At 62.9% G+C, this 19,407-nt stretch carries 21 protein-coding genes and 1 tRNA gene; 20 read left to right on the top strand and 2 right to left on the bottom strand.

The genetic code is table 11. The features are described 5' to 3' along the window. Positions 1 to 66: 66 nt before the first annotated feature. From secG to CDN36_RS02835, 20 genes are all read left to right on the top strand, one after another. Positions 67 to 435: a preprotein translocase subunit SecG gene (secG, locus tag CDN36_RS02930; RefSeq protein ID WP_150555047.1), complete on the top strand. Its 369-nt coding sequence runs from the start codon at positions 67 to 69 to the stop codon at positions 433 to 435. A 164-nt stretch (positions 436 to 599) separates the two neighbouring features. Next, positions 600 to 684 (top strand) — tRNA-Leu (locus CDN36_RS02925). A gap of 129 nt (positions 685 to 813) precedes the next feature. Beyond that, the gene (locus tag CDN36_RS02920) at positions 814 to 1,173 is read left to right on the top strand and encodes an NADH-quinone oxidoreductase subunit A (RefSeq protein ID WP_010807414.1); all 360 of its coding nucleotides are present in this window, start codon (positions 814 to 816) and stop codon (positions 1,171 to 1,173) included. Between the two features lie 48 nt (positions 1,174 to 1,221). After that, on the top strand, positions 1,222 to 1,701 hold the full coding sequence (locus CDN36_RS02915) for a NuoB/complex I 20 kDa subunit family protein (protein WP_010807413.1): 480 nt from the start codon (positions 1,222 to 1,224) through the stop codon (positions 1,699 to 1,701). 12 nt (positions 1,702 to 1,713) lie between these two features. After that, the gene (locus tag CDN36_RS02910) at positions 1,714 to 2,313 is read left to right on the top strand and encodes an NADH-quinone oxidoreductase subunit C (RefSeq protein WP_150555048.1); all 600 of its coding nucleotides are present in this window, start codon (positions 1,714 to 1,716) and stop codon (positions 2,311 to 2,313) included. A 9-nt stretch (positions 2,314 to 2,322) separates the two neighbouring features. Further along, complete coding sequence (locus CDN36_RS02905) at positions 2,323 to 3,576, top strand: NADH-quinone oxidoreductase subunit D (protein WP_287495945.1); 1,254 nt, start codon at positions 2,323 to 2,325, stop codon at positions 3,574 to 3,576. A gap of 171 nt (positions 3,577 to 3,747) precedes the next feature. Continuing rightward, positions 3,748 to 4,248, top strand: a complete 501-nt coding sequence (gene nuoE / locus CDN36_RS02900; RefSeq protein WP_150555050.1) for an NADH-quinone oxidoreductase subunit NuoE — start codon at positions 3,748 to 3,750, stop codon at positions 4,246 to 4,248. Then, a complete protein-coding gene (gene nuoF, locus CDN36_RS02895; RefSeq protein WP_150555051.1) occupies positions 4,245 to 5,537 on the top strand; it encodes an NADH-quinone oxidoreductase subunit NuoF in 1,293 nt (430 codons plus the stop codon). The genes nuoE and nuoF overlap by 4 nt, the downstream gene beginning before the upstream one ends. 29 nt (positions 5,538 to 5,566) lie before the next feature. After that, the gene (gene nuoG / locus CDN36_RS02890; protein WP_287495944.1) at positions 5,567 to 7,879 is read left to right on the top strand and encodes an NADH-quinone oxidoreductase subunit NuoG; all 2,313 of its coding nucleotides are present in this window, start codon (positions 5,567 to 5,569) and stop codon (positions 7,877 to 7,879) included. Next, positions 7,880 to 8,944, top strand: a complete 1,065-nt coding sequence (gene nuoH / locus CDN36_RS02885; RefSeq protein ID WP_150555053.1) for an NADH-quinone oxidoreductase subunit NuoH — start codon at positions 7,880 to 7,882, stop codon at positions 8,942 to 8,944. It begins immediately after the preceding gene. 23 nt (positions 8,945 to 8,967) lie between these two features. Then, positions 8,968 to 9,459: an NADH-quinone oxidoreductase subunit NuoI gene (gene nuoI, locus CDN36_RS02880; RefSeq protein ID WP_046291526.1), complete on the top strand. Its 492-nt coding sequence runs from the start codon at positions 8,968 to 8,970 to the stop codon at positions 9,457 to 9,459. 81 nt (positions 9,460 to 9,540) lie between these two features. Beyond that, positions 9,541 to 10,173 (top strand): NADH-quinone oxidoreductase subunit J, encoded by a 633-nt coding sequence (locus CDN36_RS02875; protein WP_150555054.1) that lies wholly within the window; start codon positions 9,541 to 9,543, stop codon positions 10,171 to 10,173. Positions 10,174 to 10,182: 9 nt separating this feature from the next. Next, a complete protein-coding gene (gene nuoK, locus CDN36_RS02870) occupies positions 10,183 to 10,494 on the top strand; it encodes an NADH-quinone oxidoreductase subunit NuoK (protein WP_023596640.1) in 312 nt (103 codons plus the stop codon). Positions 10,495 to 10,511: 17 nt separating this feature from the next. After that, positions 10,512 to 12,563 (top strand): NADH-quinone oxidoreductase subunit L, encoded by a 2,052-nt coding sequence (nuoL, locus tag CDN36_RS02865; protein ID WP_287495943.1) that lies wholly within the window; start codon positions 10,512 to 10,514, stop codon positions 12,561 to 12,563. 18 nt (positions 12,564 to 12,581) lie between these two features. Next, the gene (locus tag CDN36_RS02860) at positions 12,582 to 14,063 is read left to right on the top strand and encodes an NADH-quinone oxidoreductase subunit M (RefSeq protein WP_150555056.1); all 1,482 of its coding nucleotides are present in this window, start codon (positions 12,582 to 12,584) and stop codon (positions 14,061 to 14,063) included. Between the two features lie 20 nt (positions 14,064 to 14,083). Continuing rightward, positions 14,084 to 15,553 carry an NADH-quinone oxidoreductase subunit NuoN gene (gene nuoN, locus CDN36_RS02855; protein WP_206111197.1) on the top strand — a complete coding sequence of 490 codons (1,470 nt, stop codon included), beginning with the start codon at positions 14,084 to 14,086 and terminating at the stop codon, positions 15,551 to 15,553. Positions 15,554 to 15,688: 135 nt separating this feature from the next. Beyond that, complete coding sequence (locus CDN36_RS02850; RefSeq protein ID WP_150555152.1) at positions 15,689 to 16,000, top strand: DUF2818 family protein; 312 nt, start codon at positions 15,689 to 15,691, stop codon at positions 15,998 to 16,000. Positions 16,001 to 16,078: 78 nt separating this feature from the next. Further along, positions 16,079 to 16,672, top strand: coding sequence for an NUDIX domain-containing protein (locus CDN36_RS02845; protein ID WP_287495942.1), 594 nt, complete (start codon positions 16,079 to 16,081; stop codon positions 16,670 to 16,672). 69 nt (positions 16,673 to 16,741) lie between these two features. Beyond that, a complete protein-coding gene (locus CDN36_RS02840; RefSeq protein WP_287495941.1) occupies positions 16,742 to 17,248 on the top strand; it encodes a DUF1178 family protein in 507 nt (168 codons plus the stop codon). 107 nt (positions 17,249 to 17,355) lie between these two features. Then, a complete protein-coding gene (locus tag CDN36_RS02835; RefSeq protein ID WP_206111196.1) occupies positions 17,356 to 17,811 on the top strand; it encodes a MaoC family dehydratase in 456 nt (151 codons plus the stop codon). A gap of 189 nt (positions 17,812 to 18,000) precedes the next feature. On the opposite strand, the gene CDN36_RS02830 is transcribed toward CDN36_RS02835, so the two are convergent. Continuing rightward, on the bottom strand, positions 18,001 to 18,336 hold the full coding sequence (locus CDN36_RS02830) for a YegP family protein (protein WP_150555061.1): 336 nt from the start codon (positions 18,334 to 18,336) through the stop codon (positions 18,001 to 18,003). 289 nt (positions 18,337 to 18,625) lie between these two features. After that, positions 18,626 to 19,318, bottom strand: coding sequence for a glutathione binding-like protein (locus tag CDN36_RS02825; RefSeq protein WP_287496001.1), 693 nt, complete (start codon positions 19,316 to 19,318; stop codon positions 18,626 to 18,628). Between the last annotated feature and the right edge of the window lie 89 nt (positions 19,319 to 19,407).

The raw sequence follows: 19,407 nt of genomic DNA, 5'->3' as shown, positions 1-19,407 counted from the left end.
CGAAACAGTCATGGCGCAGCGCACAAAAATGCGCTGCGAATCGGGTTCTTCTATACGGGTGATGAGATGGGGTTGTTGAAAACGTTGTTGATCGTGGTGCAGGTGCTTTCCGCGCTGGGCATCATCGGTCTGGTGTTGCTGCAGCATGGCAAGGGTGCCGACATGGGAGCCGCGTTCGGCAGCGGTTCGTCGGGCAGTCTCTTCGGAGCGTCGGGCTCGGCCAACTTCCTTTCGCGCACCACGGCGGTGTTGGCTGCCGTGTTCTTCGTCACCACGCTGGGCCTGACGTACCTCGGTTCGTACAAGCCGAAGGCAAACATCGGTGTCCTTGGTAATTTGCCCGCCGCCACGGCCCCGGCGACGGCTTCGGCCGCAGGGGCGTCGAGTGTGCCGGCGCCGGCTTCGGCGGCAAATCCGCAGGACGTGCCGAAGTAATCGGCAGTCTCGCGAGAGCGTTGCGCCAACGTTGTCGTGGCAAGTAATAAGCTGTAAATAAAATCGAAAAAAAATCGATTTGTGCGTTGAACAAAATGCCGAAGAGCGCTAATATAGCGGTCTTGAAGCGATTCGTAAGTGACAGCGGATTGCAGAATATGAATGCCGACGTGGTGAAATTGGTAGACACGCTATCTTGAGGGGGTAGTGGCGAAAGCTGTGCGAGTTCGAGTCTCGCCGTCGGCACCACAGTTCTCCGATGCCAGCCTTGCGTTTATGCTTTGGCTGGCATTTTATTTTGTGCTCACCGTTCATCCGCTTTCCGGTCCCCACACCATCGACGAGAGCGGTTCTTGAACTAACCGAAAGAGGGTAGAGTTGAACCTCGGAACCTATTATCCCGTCCTGCTGTTTCTTCTGGTAGGTGGCGGTCTTGGGGCGGTACTGATTGGGGTCGGCAAGTTCCTCGGCCCCAACAAACCCGACAGCGAAAAACTCTCTCCGTACGAGTGCGGCTTCGAGGCATTCGAAGACGCGCGCATGAAGTTCGATGTGCGCTACTATCTCGTCGCCATCCTTTTCATCCTGTTCGATCTCGAGACGGCATTCCTGTTTCCGTGGGGCGTCGCCCTGCGCGACATCGGCTGGGTGGGCTTTATCTCCATGATGGGTTTCCTGCTTGAGCTGCTGGTCGGTTTCGTGTTCCTGTGGAAGCGCGGTGCGCTCGACTGGGAATAAGGCCGGCAACGTATTCGGCAGCATTGCAGAAGGATTCAGGGTAAGCATATGAGCATCGAAGGGGTTTTGCGCGAAGGGTTCGTCACCACCACGGCTGACAAACTCATCAACTGGACGCGCACGGGGTCGCTTTGGCCGATGACGTTCGGTCTGGCCTGCTGTGCCGTTGAAATGATGCACGCAGGCGCGGCGCGTTACGATCTGGATCGGTTCGGCGTGGTGTTTCGCCCGAGCCCGCGTCAGTCGGACGTGATGATCGTGGCCGGCACGCTGTGCAACAAGATGGCGCCCGCGCTGCGCAAGGTCTACGACCAGATGGCCGAGCCGCGCTGGGTGATCTCGATGGGGTCGTGCGCGAACGGCGGCGGCTACTATCACTACTCCTACTCGGTGGTGCGCGGTTGCGATCGCATCGTGCCGGTCGACGTCTACGTGCCGGGCTGTCCGCCGACGGCCGAAGCGCTCGTCTACGGCATCATCCAGTTGCAGTCGAAGATCAAGCGGACTGCGACGATCGCGCGTAAATAACCGCTACCGCCCATGTCGAAACTAGAACAACTCAAGACCACCCTGCAAAACGTACTCGGCGCCCGCGCCGGGCAGTTGGTGGAAGCCCTTGGCGAGCTTACGCTCACGGTCAAGGCAAGCGACTATCTCGAAGTGGCGCGCACGCTGCGCGACCATCCCGAGCTGAAGTTCGAACAACTGATGGACCTCGCCGGCCTCGATTACTCGACCTATGGCGACGGCGCCTACGACGGTCCGCGTTATGCCGCCGTCTCGCATCTGCTCTCGCTCTCCCACAACTGGCGTCTGCGCGTGCGCGTGTTCGCACCGAATGACGATCTGCCGGTCGTGGCGTCGCTGATCGACGTGTGGAACTCGGCCAACTGGTTCGAGCGCGAAGCGTTCGACCTCGTCGGCATCGTGTTCGAAGGTCACCCGGATCTACGCCGCATTCTGACGGACTACGGTTTCATCGGTCACCCGTTCCGCAAGGACTTCCCGACTTCGGGTTATGTCGAGATGCGTTACGACCCGGAGCAAAAGCGGGTGATCTATCAGCCGGTGACGATCGAGCCGCGCGAAATCACGCCGCGCGTCATTCGCGAAGAACATTACGCCGGTCTGAAACATTAAGGTGGCCTTGTGGCAGACATCAAGAACTACACCCTGAACTTCGGTCCGCAGCACCCGGCAGCGCACGGCGTGCTGCGCCTGGTGCTCGAGCTGGACGGCGAAGTGATCCAGCGTGCCGATCCGCACATCGGTCTGTTGCACCGTGCGACCGAGAAACTCGCCGAATCGAAGACGTACCTGCAGTCCGTGCCGTACATGGATCGTCTCGATTATGTGTCGATGATGTGCAACGAGCACGCTTACGTCATGGCGATCGAGAAGCTGCTCGGCGTCGAGGTGCCAATTCGCGCACAATACATCCGTGTGATGTTCGACGAAATCACGCGTGTGCTCAACCACTTGATGTGGATCGGTTCGCACGCACTGGACGTGGGCGCGATGGCCGTGTTCCTGTACGCCTTCCGTGAGCGTGAAGACCTCTTCGACGTGTACGAAGCCGTGTCGGGGGCGCGCATGCATGCGGCGTACTACCGTCCGGGCGGCGTGTATCGCGATCTGCCGGACTCGATGCCGAAATATCGTGCATCGAAGTTCCACAACGAGCGCGCCATCAAGAAGATGAACGAAGCACGCGAAGGCTCGCTGCTCGACTTCATCGAGGATTTCGCCAACCGCTTCCCGAAGTGCGTCGACGAGTACGAAACGCTGCTCACCGACAACCGCATCTGGAAGCAGCGCCTCGTGGGCATCGGCGTGGTGTCGCCCGAGCGTGCGATGCAGCTCGGCTTCTCCGGCGCCATGCTGCGGGGTTCGGGCATTGCGTGGGATCTGCGCAAGAAGCAGCCTTACGAAGTGTACGACCGCCTCGAGTTCGAGATTCCGGTGGGCAAGGAAGGCGACTGCTATGACCGCTATCTGGTGCGCGTGGAAGAAATGCGCCAGTCGGCCAGCCTGATCCGCCAGTGCGTGAAGTGGCTGCGCGCCAATCCGGGTCCGGTGATCACCGACAACCACAAGGTGGCCCCGCCGTCGCGCGTCGAAATGAAGTCGAACATGGAAGAGCTGATTCACCACTTCAAGCTCTTCACCGAAGGCTTCCACGTGCCCGCCGGCGAGACGTATGCCGCCGTCGAGCATCCGAAGGGCGAGTTCGGCATCTACCTGGTGTCGGACGGCGCGAACAAGCCGTACCGCCTGAAGATTCGTGCGCCGGGCTTTGCCCACCTGGCGGCGCTCGATGAGATGGCCAAGGGTCACATGATCGCAGATGCTGTGGCGATCATCGGTACCCAGGACATCGTGTTCGGCGAAATCGATCGCTAAACGCGCAGCGGGCGCCTCGGGCGCCCGCAGGTTTTAATTCGGCAGGGTTTCGCAGATCGATACCATTGCCGTTCCAGTTGCCGTGCCTGTGAGTCGCGGGCGGCCGAGAATCTCGGCTCGCCCGCGCTGGCACGAGCGGGGATAACGTTTTAGAAAACAGTCGGATCGGAAATGCTTTCTCCCGAAGCCCTGAAGAAAATCGACCGTGCCGTTGCCAAATACCCTGCCGACCAAAAGCAGTCGGCGGTGATGCACGCGCTTGCCGTTGCGCAGGTCGAGAAAGGCTGGTTGTCGCCCGAGGTCATGCAATTCGTGGCGGACTACCTCGAGATGCCCGCAGTCGCGGTGCAAGAGGTGGCAACCTTCTACACCATGTTCAACACGAGCCCCGTGGGCAAGTTCAAGTTGACCGTGTGCACGAACCTGCCTTGCCAGCTCACGCGTGGCGAAGAGATGGCGAAGTACCTGAAGGAGAAGCTCGGTGTCGAATATGGCGACATCACGCCCGACGGTCTCTTCACCGTGAAGGAAGGCGAGTGCATGGGCGCCTGCGGCGACGCACCGGTCATGCTGGTGAACAACCACCGCATGTGCAGCTTCATGAACGAAGAGAAGGTCGACGCCCTGATCGAAGAACTGAAGGCCAAGGGCGCTGCCGGAGAGAAAGCATGACGTCGCTGCATAATCGTCACATCAAGCCGCTGATCCTCGCCGACCTCAATGGCGAGAACTGGCACCTCGAAGACTACGTCAAGCGCGGTGGCTATCAGCAACTCGCCCGCATTCTGAAGGAAGGCATCACGCCCGAGCAGGTCATTGCCGACGTCAAGGCATCGGGCTTGCGCGGCCGCGGCGGTGCAGGCTTCCCGACCGGTCTGAAGTGGAGCTTCATGCCGCGCGCGTTTCCGGGCCAGAAGTACCTCGTGTGCAATTCGGACGAAGGTGAACCGGGCACGTTCAAGGATCGCGACATCCTGCGCTACAACCCGCACGCACTGATCGAAGGCATGGCCATCGGCGGTTACGCCATGGGCATCACCGTCGGCTACAACTACATCCACGGCGAAATCTACGAAGTGTACGAACGCTTCGAAGAGGCCCTGGAAGAAGCGCGCGCTGCCGGCTATCTGGGCGACAACATTCTCGGCACGGACTTCTCGTTCCAGTTGCACGCGCACCATGGTTACGGCGCGTACATCTGCGGCGAGGAAACGGCGCTGCTCGAATCGCTCGAAGGCAAGAAGGGTCAGCCGCGCTTCAAGCCGCCGTTCCCGGCGAGCTTCGGTCTGTACGGCAAGCCGACCACCATCAACAACACCGAGACGTTCGCCGCTGTCCCGTTCCTGCTCGCGGCCGGTCCGCAGCAGTACCTCGAGATGGGCAAGCCGAACAACGGCGGCACCAAGATCTTCTCGGTGTCGGGCGACGTCGAGCTGCCGGGCAACTATGAAGTGCCGCTGGGCACGCCGTTCCCGGAACTGCTCGAGCTCGCCGGCGGCATGCGCGGCGGCAAGAAGCTCAAGGCCGTGATTCCGGGCGGCTCGTCGGCGCCGGTCGTGCCGGCCGGGCTGATGATGGAGACGACCATGGACTACGACAGCATCGCCAAGGCCGGCTCGATGCTGGGTTCGGGCGCCGTGATCGTGATGGACGAGACGCGCTGCATGGTGCGCTCGCTGCTGCGCCTGTCGTATTTCTATTACGAAGAATCGTGCGGTCAGTGCACGCCGTGCCGCGAAGGCACGGGCTGGCTGTGGCGCGTGGTCAACCGTATCGAACACGGCCAGGGCCGCCAGGAAGACCTGGACCTGCTCAACTCGGTGGCCGAGAACATCATGGGCCGTACCATTTGCGCGCTGGGCGATGCCGCGGCGATGCCGGTGCGCGGCATGCTCAAACACTTCTGGGACGAGTTCGCCTACCACGTCGAGCACAAGCATTGCTTGGTCGGCGCTCACTAATCCCTTTTGACGCTTGGCATTGAACCGCTATGGTTGAAATCGAAATTGACGGCCAAAAGGTCGAGGTGCCCGAAGGCAGCATGGTGATCCAGGCTGCCAAGAAGAACGGCACCTATATTCCCCACTTCTGCTACCACAAGAAGCTGTCCATCGCTGCGAACTGCCGCATGTGCCTGGTCGAGGTCGAGAAGGCCCCGAAGGCCGTGCCGGCATGCGCCACGCCGGTGGCCAACGGCATGGTCGTGCGCACGAACTCCGAGAAGGCCGTGAAGGCGCAGCAGTCGGTCATGGAGTTCCTGCTGATCAACCACCCGCTCGACTGCCCGATCTGCGATCAGGGCGGTGAGTGCCAGCTGCAGGACCTGGCCGTCGGTTACGGCAAGTCGGCCTCGCGCTATCAGGAAGAGAAGCGCGTGGTGTTCCACAAGAACGTGGGGCCGCTCATCTCGATGGAAGAGATGTCGCGCTGCATTCACTGCACCCGCTGCGTGCGTTTCGGTCAGGAAGTGGCCGGCGTCATGGAATTCGGCATGCTGGGCCGCGGCGAGCATTCGGAAATTACCTCGTTCGTCGGCAAGACGGTCGACTCCGAACTGTCGGGCAACATGATCGATCTGTGCCCGGTGGGCGCGCTCACCTCGAAGCCGTTCCGCTACAGCGCCCGTACTTGGGAGCTGTCGCGCCGCAAGTCGGTGAGCCCTCACGATGGCGTGGGCGCGAACCTCGTGGTGCAGGTGAAGAACAACAAGGTCATGCGCGTTGTGCCGCTCGAGAACGAGGCGATCAACGAGTGCTGGATTTCGGACAAGGACCGCTTCTCATACGAAGGCCTGAACAGCGACGAGCGCCTCACCAAGCCGATGCTCAAGCAGGGCGGGGAGTGGCACGAAGTCGACTGGCAGACGGCCCTCGAGTACGTGGGCCATGGCCTGACGGACATCATCCGCGATCATGGCGCCGACGCCGTCGCCGCGCTGGCCTCGCCGCACGCGACCGTCGAGGAACTGTATCTGCTGCAGAAGTTCGTGCGCGCCCTGGGCAGCGATAACGTCGACTTCCGTCTGCGCCAGACGGACGCCTCGGGCGGCACGCAAGGTGCGCCGTGGCTCGGTATGCCGATCGCGGAACTCGACACGCTGCAAAGCGCGCTCGTCGTCGGTTCGTTCCTGCGCAAGGACCACCCGCTGTTCGCCGCACGTCTGCGCGCAGCCGTGAAGGCCGGCGCTCAGCTCAACGTGCTGCACGGCGCGGACGACGATCTGCTCGTAAAGCTTGCCAACAAGATCGTCGCGGCGCCGAGCGCCTGGGCGAGCGAGCTGGCTGGCATTGCCGTGGCAGCGGCAGCCGCGAAGGGAGTTGCCGTGCCGGCGGAGCTCGCCGGCGTGAGCGCCAGCGACACCGCCAAGGCCATCGCGGCGTCGCTCGCCAGCGGCGAGCGTCGTGCGATCCTGCTGGGCAACGCCGTGGTGCAGCATCCGCAGTTTGCGCAACTGCACGCGATCGCGCAGGTGATCGCTGATCTCACGGGCGCCAAGCTTGGCTTCCTCACCGAAGGGGCCAACACGGTCGGCGGCTACGTGGCGAAGGCCACCAACGCCAAGGGCGCGGCCGCGCTGTTTGCGCAACCTCGCGAGGCCTACCTGCTGCTCAACACCGAGCCGGAATACGATTCGGCCGACGCGAAGCAGGCGCTCACCGCGCTGAACGCCGCGAAGATGGTCGTCTCGCTCTCGCCGTTCAAGCACGGCCTCGAGTATGCCGATGTGCTGCTGCCGATCGCGCCGTTTACCGAAACGGCCGGCACGTTCATCAACGCCGAAGGTCTGGCGCAGCCTTTCAACGGCGTGGTGCGTGCGCTGGGCGAAACCCGCCCGGGCTGGAAGGTGCTGCGCGTGCTGGGCAACCTGCTCAAGCTGCAAGGCTTCGAGCAGGACACCGCCGAACAGGTGCGTGACGAAGCGCTCGCCGGGTTCTCGGCCGCGTCGCTCGACAACCGCGCCAAGGCTGCGCTTGCCGCACCGAAGGCCGCGGGCCAGGGGCTCGAGCGTCTGGCCGACGTGCCGATCTATGCCGCCGACTCGCTGGTGCGCCGCGCGCCGTCGCTGCAACTGACCAACGATGCCAAGGCCGCGCTGCGCGCCACGCTGCCGGCCGCACTGTTCGACAGCCTGGGCCTGGCCGCCGGCGACGCCGTGCGCGTTCGCCAGGGCGACGCCGTGGTCACGCTGCCGGCCGTGCGCTCGGAAACGCTGCCCGCCAATGTGGTGCGCGTGCCGGCAGCCACGCCGGCGTCCGCCGCGCTTGGCGCGATGTTCGGTGAAATTTCGGTGGAGAAGGCGTAAATGAGCCTGAACGAAGTCATCAATCAATACGGCACGCAACTGCTGGGCGTGGCCTGGCCGACGGTGTGGGCGCTCGTGCGCATTCTCGTCGTGGCCGTGATTCTGCTGCTGTGCGTGGCGTATCTGATTCTGTGGGAGCGCAAGCTCATCGGCTGGATGCACGTGCGTCTCGGTCCGAACCGCGTGGGTCCGGCTGGCCTGCTCCAGCCGATCGCCGACGTGCTGAAGCTTCTGCTCAAGGAAGTCATTACGCCGACGCAGGTCAGCAAGGGCATTTACGCCATTGCCCCGGTGATGGCGGTGCTGCCGGCCTTCGCGATCTGGGCGGTGATCCCGTTCCAGCCGGGCGCGGTGCTTGCCGACGTGAACGCCGGCCTGCTGTATGCCATCGCGATTTCGTCCATCGGCGTGTACGGTGTGATTCTGGCCGGCTGGGCGTCGAACTCGAAGTACGCTTTCCTCGGCGCCATGCGCGCATCGGCCCAGATGATTTCGTATGAAATCGCCATGGGCTTCGCACTCGTGACCGTGCTGATGACGGCCGGCTCGCTGAACCTGTCGGACATCGTGCGCTCGCAGGAAGCCGGCATGTTCGCGGGCATGGGGCTGAACCTGCTGTCGTGGAACTGGCTGCCGTTGCTGCCGATGTTCGTCGTCTATTTCGTGTCGGGCATTGCGGAAACGAACCGGCACCCGTTCGACGTGGTGGAAGGCGAATCGGAAATCGTGGCCGGTCACATGATCGAGTACTCGGGGATGGGCTTCGCGCTCTTCTTCCTGGCCGAGTACATCAACATGATCATCATCTCGGCGCTGGCATCGATTCTGTTCCTGGGCGGCTGGAGCGCGCCGTTCGGCTTCCTGTCGTTCATCCCGGGAGTGTTCTGGCTCGCGTTCAAGGTGTTCCTGCTGCTGTCGGTGTTCATCTGGGTGCGTGCGACGTTCCCGCGCTACCGCTACGACCAGATCATGCGTCTGGGCTGGAAGGTGTTCCTGCCGCTGACGATCGTCTGGGTGATCGTGGTGGGTGTCTGGATCATGTCCCCCTGGAACATCTGGGGCTGAGGCGAACGGAGTAGAGGAATCCCATGGTAAGGGCAATCAAAGACTTTTTCGGCAGTTTCCTGTTGTTGGAACTGCTCAAGGGCATGGCGCTCACGGGGCGCTACACGTTCGCGCGCAAGGTGACGGTGCAATTCCCGGAAGAGAAGACGCCGCTGTCGCCGCGTTTTCGCGGGCTGCACGCACTGCGCCGTTATCCGAACGGTGAAGAGCGCTGCATCGCATGCAAGCTGTGCGAAGCCGTGTGCCCGGCAATGGCCATCACGATCGAATCGGACGTGCGCGACGACAATACGCGCCGCACCACGCGTTACGACATCGATCTGACCAAGTGCATTTTCTGCGGCTTCTGTGAAGAAAGCTGCCCGGTGGACTCGATCGTCGAGACGCACATTCTCGAGTATCACGGCGAGAAGCGCGGCGACCTGTACTTCACCAAGGAGATGTTGCTCGCGGTGGGCGATCGTTACGAAAACGAAATCGCGGCGGCCAAGGCGGCCGATGCGCCGTACCGTTAAGCAGGGCAGGGCGCAGCGCACGGATGAACTGCGCCCGGTACGGCAATTGACGTTGGCTAATTCTCGCGACACCCGGTGATTATGGAATTCACAACCTTTCTTTTCTACGTGTTTGCGCTGATCCTCGTGGTCTCCGGCCTGAAGGTCGTGACCTCGCGCAACCCCGTACAGTCGGCACTGTTCCTGGTGCTGGCCTTCTTCAACGCCGCGGCGATCTGGATGCTGCTCGAGGCCGAGTTCCTCGCCATCATGCTGGTGCTCGTGTACGTCGGCGCGGTGATGGTGCTGTTCCTGTTCGTGGTGATGATGATCGACATCAACCTCGACGAACTGCGGCGCGGTTTCGGCAAGTTCATTCCGCTGGCGAGCGCCGTCGGCGCGATCATGATCGTCGAAGCGGCGCTGGTGCTCATGCGCGGCTACGGTGCCACGCGCTCGCCGGTCAAGGCCGTGGCGGCCCCCGACGTGTCGAACACCAAGGCGCTCGGCGTCGCGCTGTACACCGACTATATCTTTGCCTTCGAAGTGGCAGGTCTGATCCTGCTGGTCGCCGTCGTGGCCGCCATTGCGCTCACGATGCGCAGCCGCAAGGATCACAAACAGACCGACCCGAACAAGCAGGTGCGCGTGAAGAAGCGCGACCGCGTGCGTCTCGTGTCGATGCCCGCCGAAGCCCGGCAGCAGCCCACCGGCGACACGCCGGCGGCGGAATAAGGAGACAGCATGATGTCGTTGTCGCTAGCGCATTACCTGGTGTTGGGCGCGATTCTGTTCGCGATCAGCATTACCGGTATCTTCCTCAACCGCAGAAATGTGATTGTGCTGCTCATGGCCATCGAGCTGATGTTGCTCGCGGTCAATCTGAACTTCGTCGCGTTCTCGCACTACCTGGGCGACATCGCCGGCCAGGTATTCGTGTTCTTCATTCTTACGGTGGCCGCCGCGGAAGCCGCGATCGGCCTGGCCATTCTGGTCACCCTGTTCCGTAAGCTCGAAACGGTCAACGTCGAAGATCTCGACCGCCTCAAGGGTTAACAAAAGCGAACGCTGTTATGGCATCCACACTGAATCCCAACCTGCTGCTCGCGATCCCGCTCGCGCCGCTCGTCGGCTCCGTGATCGCCGGCCTGTTCGGCAAGCAAGTCGGACGCGCGGGCGCCCACACGGTCACGATCCTTGGCGTGCTGGTCGCGTTTGTCCTGTCGGTCATGACCTTCATGGACGTGATGAACGGGGCGAGCTTCAACGCCACCGTCTACGAATGGGCCCGCATCGGCGAGCTCAAGCTCGAGATCGGCTTCCTCGTCGACACGCTCACCGTCACGATGATGTGCGTGGTGACGTCCGTCTCGCTGATGGTGCACATCTACACCATCGGCTACATGGCGGACGATCCCGGCTATCAACGCTTCTTCTCGTACATTTCGCTGTTCACGTTCTCGATGTTGATGCTCGTGATGAGCAACAACTTCCTGCAACTGTTCTTCGGCTGGGAAGCGGTGGGCCTGGTCTCGTACCTGCTGATCGGCTTCTGGTACACCCGCCCGAGCGCGATCTACGCCAACATGAAGGCGTTTCTGGTCAACCGCGTGGGTGACTTCGGCTTCCTGCTCGGCATCGGTTTGATCCTGGCCTTCACCGGCACGCTCAACTACGGCGAGGTGTTCGGCAAGGCCAACGACATCGCGGCACTGTCCTTCCCGGGCACCGACTGGCGCCTGATCACCGTGGCCTGCATCTGCCTGTTCATCGGTGCGATGGGCAAGTCGGCGCAGTTCCCGCTGCATGTCTGGCTGCCGGACTCGATGGAAGGCCCGACGCCGATCTCGGCACTGATCCACGCGGCCACCATGGTGACCGCCGGTATCTTCATGGTGAGCCGCATGTCGCCGCTGTTCGAACTGTCGGACACCGCGCTGTCGTTCATCACGATCATCGGTGCGATCACGGCGCTGTTCATGGGCTTCCTGGGCATGATCCAGAACGACATCAAGCGTGTCGTGGCCTACTCGACGCTCTCGCAGCTCGGCTACATGACGGTGGCGCTCGGCGTGTCGGCTTACCCGGTCGCCATCTTCCACCTGATGACGCACGCGTTCTTCAAGGCGCTGCTGTTCCTCGGCGCGGGCTCGGTCATCATCGGCATGCACCATGATCAGGACATGCGCAACATGGGCGGCCTGTGGAAGTACATGCCGATCACGTGGATCACATCGCTCCTCGGCTCGCTCGCGCTGATCGGCACGCCGTTCTTCTCGGGTTTCTACTCGAAGGATTCGATCATCGAAGCCGTGGCCGCCTCGCATCTGCCGGGTTCGGGCTTCGCGTACTTCGCCGTGGTCGCCAGCGTGTTCGTGACCGCGTTCTACTCGTTCCGCATGTATTTCCTCGTTTTCCACGGCAAGGAGCGTTTCGGTCAGGCGCATGCGCACCATGACCATGAGACGCATCACGAGGAAGAAGAGGAGACGCACGACCATCATCACGGTCTGGCCCCGGGCCAGAAGCCGCACGAATCGCCGGCCGTCGTAACGATTCCGCTGATCCTGCTGGCGATCCCGTCGGTGATCATCGGTGCCATCGCGATCGCGCCGATGCTCTTCGGTGAGTTCTTCAAGCAGGGCGTGGCGTTCAAGAACGTGATCTTCATCGGCGAGAACCATCCGGCGATGGAAGAGCTCGGCCACGAGTTCCACGGCTGGGTGGCGATGGCGCTGCACTCGTTCGGCACGCTGCCGATCGCACTGTCGGCCCTCGGCATCGTGCTCGCGGCGTTCTTCTACCTGAAGCGACCGGACATTCCGGCGTCGCTGGCCAGGCAGTTCTCGGGCATCTACAAGCTGCTCGACAACAAGTACTACATGGACAAGATCAACGAGGTGGTCTTCGCCAAGGGCGCGCTCAAGATCGGCCGCGGCCTGTGGAAGGCTGGTGACCAGGGTCTGATCGACGGCGCCGTCGTGAACGGCAGCGCCCGTCTGGTGGGCTGGTTCGCCGGTGTCATCCGCTTCGTGCAATCCGGTTACATCTACCACTACGCGTTCGCCATGATCATCGGCATGCTCGGGCTCCTGACGCTGTTTGTGACGTTGAACGGCAAGTAATAGGGGGAGCCAATAACAATGCAATCGCTACCGCTTCTGAGTCTGGCCATCTGGCTGCCCATCCTCACGGGGATCGTCGTCCTCGCGGTGGGTAACGACCGCAATCCGGGCGGCGCACGCGTGCTGTCGCTCATCGGTTCGCTGGCGAGCTTCCTGGTCACGCTGCCGCTGATCTCGAACTTCGACGCCAATACGGCCGCGTTCCAGTTCGTCGAGAAATCGAGTTGGATCGAGCGCTTTCACATCAACTACTTCCTGGGCATCGACGGCATTTCGCTGTGGCTGGTCGTGCTCACCGCGCTCATCACGGTGATCGTGGTGATCGCCGGCTGGGAAGTGATCACCGAGCGCGTCGCGCAGTACATGGCGGCGTTCCTGATTCTCTCGGGTCTGATGATCGGCGTGTTCGCGGCGCAGGACGGCATGCTGTTCTACGTGTTCTTCGAAGCCACGCTGATCCCGATGTATCTGATCATCGGTGTGTGGGGCGGTCCGAATCGCGTGTACGCGGCATTCAAGTTCTTCCTGTACACGCTGCTCGGCTCGCTGCTCATGCTCATCGCGCTGATCTACCTGTACAACGTGACGGGCTCGTTCACGCTGACCGACTGGTACGCGGCGAAGCTGCCGATGAACGTGCAGATCCTGCTGTTCGTGGCATTCTTCATGGCGTTTGCCGTGAAGGTGCCGATGTGGCCGGTGCATACCTGGCTGCCGGACGCTCACGTGGAAGCGCCGACGGGCGGCTCCGTGGTGCTGGCCGCGATCATGCTCAAGCTCGGCGCCTACGGTTTCCTGCGTTTCTCGCTGCCGATCGCGCCGGACGCCAGCCACTATCTGGCGGGCTTCATGATCGCGCTCGCGCTGATCGCCATTGTCTACATCGGCCTCGTGGCGCTGGTGCAGACCGACATGAAGAAGCTGGTGGCGTACTCGTCGATCGCGCACATGGGCTTCGCGATCCTCGGCTTCTTCATGTTCAGCGAAATCGGCATGCAGGGCGCGATGGTGCAGATGATCTCGCACGGTTTCGTCTCGGGCGCCATGTTCCTGTGTATCGGCGTGCTGTATGACCGCATGCACTCGCGCAACATCGCCGACTACGGCGGCGTGGTGAACACGATGCCGAAGTTCGCGGCATTCCTGATGCTCTTCGCAATGGCCAACAGCGGCCTGCCGGCTACCTCGGGGTTCGTGGGCGAGTTCCTCGTGATTCTGGGTGCCGTGAAGCTGAACTTCTGGGTCGGTCTGCTGGCGGCCACGTCGCTGATCACCGGTGCGGCCTACTCGCTGTGGATGTACAAGCGCGTGATCTTCGGCGCGATTGCCAACGACCACGTGCGCGAGCTGATCGACATCAACAAGCGCGAGTTCTTCATGCTGGCCGTGCTGGCGGCCCTCACGCTGTTCATGGGTATCTATCCGAAGCCTTTCACGGACCTGATGCACACCTCCGTGGTTAACCTCCTCGCCCACGTGGCGCAGACCAAGCTGCCGTAATCGGGGAGGAAATCTAGATCATGCAAAACATTAATCTGCTGCCCGCGTTGCCGGAGGCCATCCTGCTGCTCATGATCCTCGTGATCATGATGTGCGACGCGTTCATCGGCCAGACGCGCAAGCTGAACTACGTGCTGGCCCTTCTCACCAGCGCCGTCGTCTCGGTGCTGTGGGCCTGCAACGCCGGCGATCCGGCGTCGCACTACCTGTTCGGCAACGTGTTCGTCGCCGACCCGATGTCGAACCTGCTCAAGGCCTTCGGCGGCCTCGCGACGTTCGTCACGTTCGTCTATGGCCAGAAGTACCTGGAAGCGCGCGGCCTTGCCCGTGGCGACTTCTACATCCTCACGCTGTTCTCGTTGCTCGGCCTGTCGGTGATGATCTCGGGCAACAGCTTCCTGACGCTGTACCTGGGTCTGGAACTGATGTCGCTGTCGCTGTATGCGCTCGCCGCCGTGTGGCGCGATTCGACCAATGCGACCGAGTCGGCCATGAAGTACTACGTGCTGGGCGCGCTGGCTTCGGGCTTCCTGCTGTACGGCATGTCGATGATGTACGGCGCGACCGGTTCGCTGGAGCTGGCCAAGGTCTTCGAGGTGATCGCCTCGGGTGCGGTGAACAAGATCGTGCTCGTGTTCGGCGTGGTGTTCCTGGTTGCCGGCCTGGCGTTCAAGCTCGGCGCCGCACCGTTCCACATGTGGGTGCCCGACGTCTACCAGGGCGCACCGACCCCGGTCACGCTGCTCATCGGCGGCGCGCCGAAGCTGGGTGCGTTTGCGCTGCTGCTGCGCCTGCTCGTCGAAGGCATGCTGCCGCTGGCGATCGACTGGCAGCAGATGCTGGTCATCCTGGCCGTGCTCTCGCTGGTGGTCGGCAACCTGACGGCCATCGTGCAGACCAACGTCAAGCGCCTGCTGGCCTACTCGACGATCTCGCACATGGGCTTCGTGCTGCTGGGCATGCTCTCGGGCGTGGTGGGCGGCAAGATCGACGGTATCGCCGACGCCTACGGTTCGTCGCTGTTCTACAGCGTGATCTACCTGCTCACCACGCTCGGCACCTTCGGTATCGTGCTGCTGCTCTCGCGCAAGGGCTTCGAAGCCGAGAACCTCTCCGATCTGAAGGGGTTGAACCAGCGTAGCCCGTGGTTCGCGTTCGTCATGCTGATGCTGATGTTCTCGCTGGCTGGCATTCCGCCGTTGGCGGGCTTCTACGCCAAGCTGGCCGTGTTGCAGGCGGTGGTCAACGCCGGTATGGTGTGGCTGGCCGTGGTGGCGGTGGTCGCTTCGCTGATCGGTGCGTTCTACTACCTGCGTGTCGTGAAGCTGATGTACTTCGACAAGCCGGAAGACACGAGCGTGCTCGAGGGCACCGGCACGATGCGCTTCGTGCTCTCGCTCAACGGTCTGGCGCTGCTGTATCTGGGCCTGATGCCCGGCTCGCTGATGGACTGGTGCCTGCGCACCATCAAGCTGACGCTGGCGAGCTGAGCGACAAGGCCAACGAGGGAAACGAAAAGGGCGGGCGGCCGGGCGTCTTCAGGCCGGTCCGCAGCGCAGGGCAACCGGCGGCCGACGCACCGCCGACGAACCGCCGGGCAACGGCAGGAGAGCGTTACGATGAGCATGTCCGCGGGCGGTACGCTGGTGATTCTGCTGGCGGTGCTGGGTGCGAATCTGCCGTTCGTGAACCAGCGTCTTTTCGGCGTGGTGCCGCTCAAGCGGGCGACGAAGCCTTTGTGGCTGCGTCTGATCGAGATGCTGGCGGCGTATTTCGTGGTCGGTGCGCTCGGTTATCTGGTCGAGTCGGGCATCGGCAACGTATTCGCGCAGGGCTGGGAGTTTTACGCGGTCACCGCGAGCCTGTTCGTGGTGTTCGCGTTTCCGGGCTTCGTCTACCGGTATTTGTGGCGTCATCGACCGGCGGCTGCCGTCTGAAATGCGCGCCTCACGAGACGCCGCCCCATCGGGCGGCGTTTTGTTTTGGCTTGGCCAATCTTCAGCCCCGGAGGGCTTATGACCGAACGTCAACTCGACGATCAGCATCTGATCGAGACACCCCTGGCGAGCGAGACCGTCTACGACGGTGTCTTCCTGACCATCAAGCGCGACAGCGTGCGCCTGCCCGACGGCAAGACGACGACGCGCGAGTACACCACGCACCCGGGCGCCGTCATGGTAATCCCGCTATTCGAGGACGGACAGGTGCTCATGGAGCGGCAGTACCGCTATCCGCTCAAGCGGGTGATGACGGAGTTGCCCGCGGGCAAGCTCGACGAGGCCGAGGGCGGCCTCGCTTGCGGGCAGCGCGAACTGCTCGAAGAGACGGGGTACCGCGCCGAGCGCTGGGATTACCTCACGCGCATCCATCCGGTGATTTCGTACTCGACCGAGTTCATCGATATCTGGCTGGCCCGCGATCTGACGCGCGGCGAGCGGCGGCTCGACGAAGGCGAGTTTCTGGACGTATTCAAGATGCCCGCGGCCGAGATGCTGCAATGGGTGCGCGACGGGCGTGTCACGGACGTGAAAACGATTATCGGCGCGTTTTGGCTGGAAAAGATATTATCGGGAGTCTGGCAGCCGAACGAGCGTTCGCCGCTGCGCTGATCCCTGATTTTCGACCTGTTTTCTATCGCAAGCCTCGCCGCGGCGGGGCCGGGATACATTCATCGCGTCATGAAGGTTTTTGATTTGCGCTGTGCGAAAGAGCACACCTTCGAGGGCTGGTTCGGCTCGGAGGACGATTACCTGTCGCAGCAGGCCCGAGGCCTGGTGAGCTGCCCCGTGTGCGGGGAGACGGAGATCGTGCGTATGCCGTCGGCGCCGCGCCTGAACCTGTCGGGCGCCACGCCACCGGTCGGCGAAGCTCGCGCAAGGGCCGGAGGGGGCACGGAGGGAACGTCGGGCGCCGGCGTCAGCCACGCGCCGGTGTCGCCGGAGCTTGCCGAGGCGCGCCGCGAGCTGCAATCGCTCTGGATGAAGGCGGTGCGGCACGTGATGGCGAACACGGAGGACGTCGGCGCGAATTTCGCCGAGGAAGCGCGCAAGATCCATTACCACGAAGCGCCGGAGCGCAACATCCGGGGCACGGCATCGCGCGAAGAGGCCCGCGCGCTGGCTGAAGAAGGCATCGAAGTCATGATGCTGCCGCTGCCGGACAGCGCCAAGGAGACTTTGCAATAGGGTCGCGCTGCCTTTTGGGCGTGCGCACGCGCATGCGTCATGATTGACGAACGCAGGCCCGGCCGCGGCGCCGGGTCGCCCACTCGACTGATATACGGGAGGCGGAGATGGCCACGCTGGAGTACTACTTCGAGGACTTCGCTGTCGGAGACACGTTCGATCTCGGCGAGTACACGTTCAGCGCCGACGAGATCGTGCATTTCGCCAGGCAGTTCGACCCTCAGCCGTTTCACCTCGACGAGGGCGCCGGGCGCCAGTCGCATTTCGGCGGACTCGTGGCGAGCGGCTGGCATACGTGCAGCATCATGATGCGGCTCAATGTCGACAAGCTGCTCTCGCGCGCGGCGAGCATGGGATCGCCCGGCGTCGAGCAGATCGAGTGGCTCAAGCCGGTACGCCCTGGCGACACCATCACGGTCACGAGCAGCACGCTGGAAGTGCGGGAATCGAAGAGCCGTCCCGATCGCGGCATTGTCCGCCAGCTATGGACGGCGACCAATCAACACGGCGAGGAAGTCTGCCGCTTTCGCGGCACGGGCCTGTATCTGAAGCGCTCGGGCTGAGCCTCGTCATACCCCCGGGGGCCATCCGGCCCGCCACGGGGCTCCCTCCCCGTCGAATATCGGAAGACGGCCGGTCCGGCCGGCGAGCTTGCCTTGCACGCCGCCGCGGGCACACCGTCGGGCAATGTCGGGCAATGTCGGGCAGTGCCGCCCAACCGGTTCGCGAGGCCGCGCGAAATCGATGCCGGATCAGTGAGAGAGATCGCTTACCGAGGCCGAGGGCGCGTCGCGCTTGACCTGCGTGATGCCGTTCTCCATTTGCTCTGCCGTCGAGAACATCTGGCTTTGGCCGATGATTTCCCCGTTGCGTGCCTTGAGCACGAAATACGGACGGCCCGATGTGGATGTCTTGCGCTCGAAACGGTGATCCTCGACCGAATTCTTGCGCACGGACTCAATGCCGTTCTGCGCCGAGGCGCGCGCCTTGTAGGGCTCGGAGGAGAGAATGACGTGCCCGTCGTCGGCCAGCAACTGAAAGTGGAATTCACCGTTGGGGCTGCGCTTGAGTTCGAACTTGCCTGACATATGTGGATCTCCCGGATCTTCCAAAAGCCAGCGGCGAGGAACTGCGAACTGCAAGGTGACGGCGGCGTGACACGCGGCGCGTCGAAGGGGGCGCCCGGTCGCCGTCATGGGGCTGCGTGCCGAGCGGACTGCGCCTAGATTAGCACCGCCGGCGTTTCGACGGAACCGCAGTTTGTTTCGAAGTGTAAACCGGTCGGCGGTCGGCCGCGCCATGTGCGCGGGCCGGCCGGGTAATTCCCCTCGCCGGCCCGCCGCCGGCCCGCGCAAGAGGAAAGCGCCGAGGAGCCCCTCAGCGTCGCGCGTACTGCGTGGCGCCGAACAGGATCTCGCGCGCCTTGTCGTCCTGCAGTGGCTTGCGCGCATCGGCGAGCACCTTGATGCCGCGCTGCACGGCGGGGCGGGCCTCGATGGCTTCGAACCACTTTTGTACGTTGGGGAAGTCGGACAGCTCCACGCCCTGATTCTTCCACGAGCGCAGCCACGGCCAGATCGCGATGTCCGCAATGGTGTACATCTCGCCGGCCACGTATGGGTGGCTGCCCAGCCGTTTGTCCAGCACGCCGTACAGGCGCCGCGCCTCATTGGTGTAGCGCTTGATCGCGTAATCGATCTTCTCGGGCGCGTAGATGCGGAAGTGGTGCGCCTGACCGAGCATCGGGCCCACGCCGCCCATCTGGAACATCAGCCATTCGAGCGTCTCGTACTTGCCGCGCACGTCTTCGGGCAGAAAGCGCCCGGTCTTGCCGGCGAGATAGAGCAGAATCGCGCCGGACTCGAACAGCGAGATCGGTTTGCCGTCCGGGCCGTCCTCGTCGACGATGGCCGGAATCTTGTTGTTCGGCGAGATGGCGAGAAATGCTTCCTTGAACTGGTCGCCCGCACCGATGTCGACGGCGTGGGCGTGGTAGGGCAACCCGCACTCTTCGAGCATGATGTGGACTTTGTGGCCGTTGGGCGTGGCCCAGGAATAGACCTGAATCAATTGCGGCTCCTCGTATGGGGACGTCGACGGACGCCGCTCGGCAATCCTGCGCCGCGCGGCAATCGCGTCGGGCAAGCGGCACGGTGACG

Source organism: Pandoraea sp. CB10b_02 (assembly GCF_002216225.1).
Lineage (GTDB): Bacteria > Pseudomonadota > Gammaproteobacteria > Burkholderiales > Burkholderiaceae > Pandoraea > Pandoraea nosoerga.
This window is presented reverse-complemented; position numbering and strand designations above follow the sequence as displayed.

What these genes read in the sequence shown, in the direction of transcription:
- secG (WP_150555047.1), top strand. Translation starts at nt 67, where the DNA reads ATGGGGTTGTTGAAAACGTTGTTGATCGTGGTGCAGGTGCTTTCCGCG.
- CDN36_RS02915 (WP_010807413.1), top strand. Translation starts at nt 1,222, where the DNA reads ATGAGCATCGAAGGGGTTTTGCGCGAAGGGTTCGTCACCACCACGGCT.
- CDN36_RS02910 (WP_150555048.1), top strand. Translation starts at nt 1,714, where the DNA reads ATGTCGAAACTAGAACAACTCAAGACCACCCTGCAAAACGTACTCGGC.
- nuoE (WP_150555050.1), top strand. Translation starts at nt 3,748, where the DNA reads ATGCTTTCTCCCGAAGCCCTGAAGAAAATCGACCGTGCCGTTGCCAAA.
- nuoF (WP_150555051.1), top strand. Translation starts at nt 4,245, where the DNA reads ATGACGTCGCTGCATAATCGTCACATCAAGCCGCTGATCCTCGCCGAC.
- nuoG (WP_287495944.1), top strand. Translation starts at nt 5,567, where the DNA reads ATGGTTGAAATCGAAATTGACGGCCAAAAGGTCGAGGTGCCCGAAGGC.
- nuoH (WP_150555053.1), top strand. Translation starts at nt 7,880, where the DNA reads ATGAGCCTGAACGAAGTCATCAATCAATACGGCACGCAACTGCTGGGC.
- nuoI (WP_046291526.1), top strand. Translation starts at nt 8,968, where the DNA reads ATGGTAAGGGCAATCAAAGACTTTTTCGGCAGTTTCCTGTTGTTGGAA.
- CDN36_RS02875 (WP_150555054.1), top strand. Translation starts at nt 9,541, where the DNA reads ATGGAATTCACAACCTTTCTTTTCTACGTGTTTGCGCTGATCCTCGTG.
- nuoK (WP_023596640.1), top strand. Translation starts at nt 10,183, where the DNA reads ATGATGTCGTTGTCGCTAGCGCATTACCTGGTGTTGGGCGCGATTCTG.
- nuoL (WP_287495943.1), top strand. Translation starts at nt 10,512, where the DNA reads ATGGCATCCACACTGAATCCCAACCTGCTGCTCGCGATCCCGCTCGCG.
- CDN36_RS02860 (WP_150555056.1), top strand. Translation starts at nt 12,582, where the DNA reads ATGCAATCGCTACCGCTTCTGAGTCTGGCCATCTGGCTGCCCATCCTC.
- nuoN (WP_206111197.1), top strand. Translation starts at nt 14,084, where the DNA reads ATGCAAAACATTAATCTGCTGCCCGCGTTGCCGGAGGCCATCCTGCTG.
- CDN36_RS02850 (WP_150555152.1), top strand. Translation starts at nt 15,689, where the DNA reads ATGTCCGCGGGCGGTACGCTGGTGATTCTGCTGGCGGTGCTGGGTGCG.
- CDN36_RS02845 (WP_287495942.1), top strand. Translation starts at nt 16,079, where the DNA reads ATGACCGAACGTCAACTCGACGATCAGCATCTGATCGAGACACCCCTG.
- CDN36_RS02840 (WP_287495941.1), top strand. Translation starts at nt 16,742, where the DNA reads ATGAAGGTTTTTGATTTGCGCTGTGCGAAAGAGCACACCTTCGAGGGC.
- CDN36_RS02835 (WP_206111196.1), top strand. Translation starts at nt 17,356, where the DNA reads ATGGCCACGCTGGAGTACTACTTCGAGGACTTCGCTGTCGGAGACACG.
- CDN36_RS02830 (WP_150555061.1), bottom strand. Translation starts at nt 18,336, where the DNA reads ATGTCAGGCAAGTTCGAACTCAAGCGCAGCCCCAACGGTGAATTCCAC.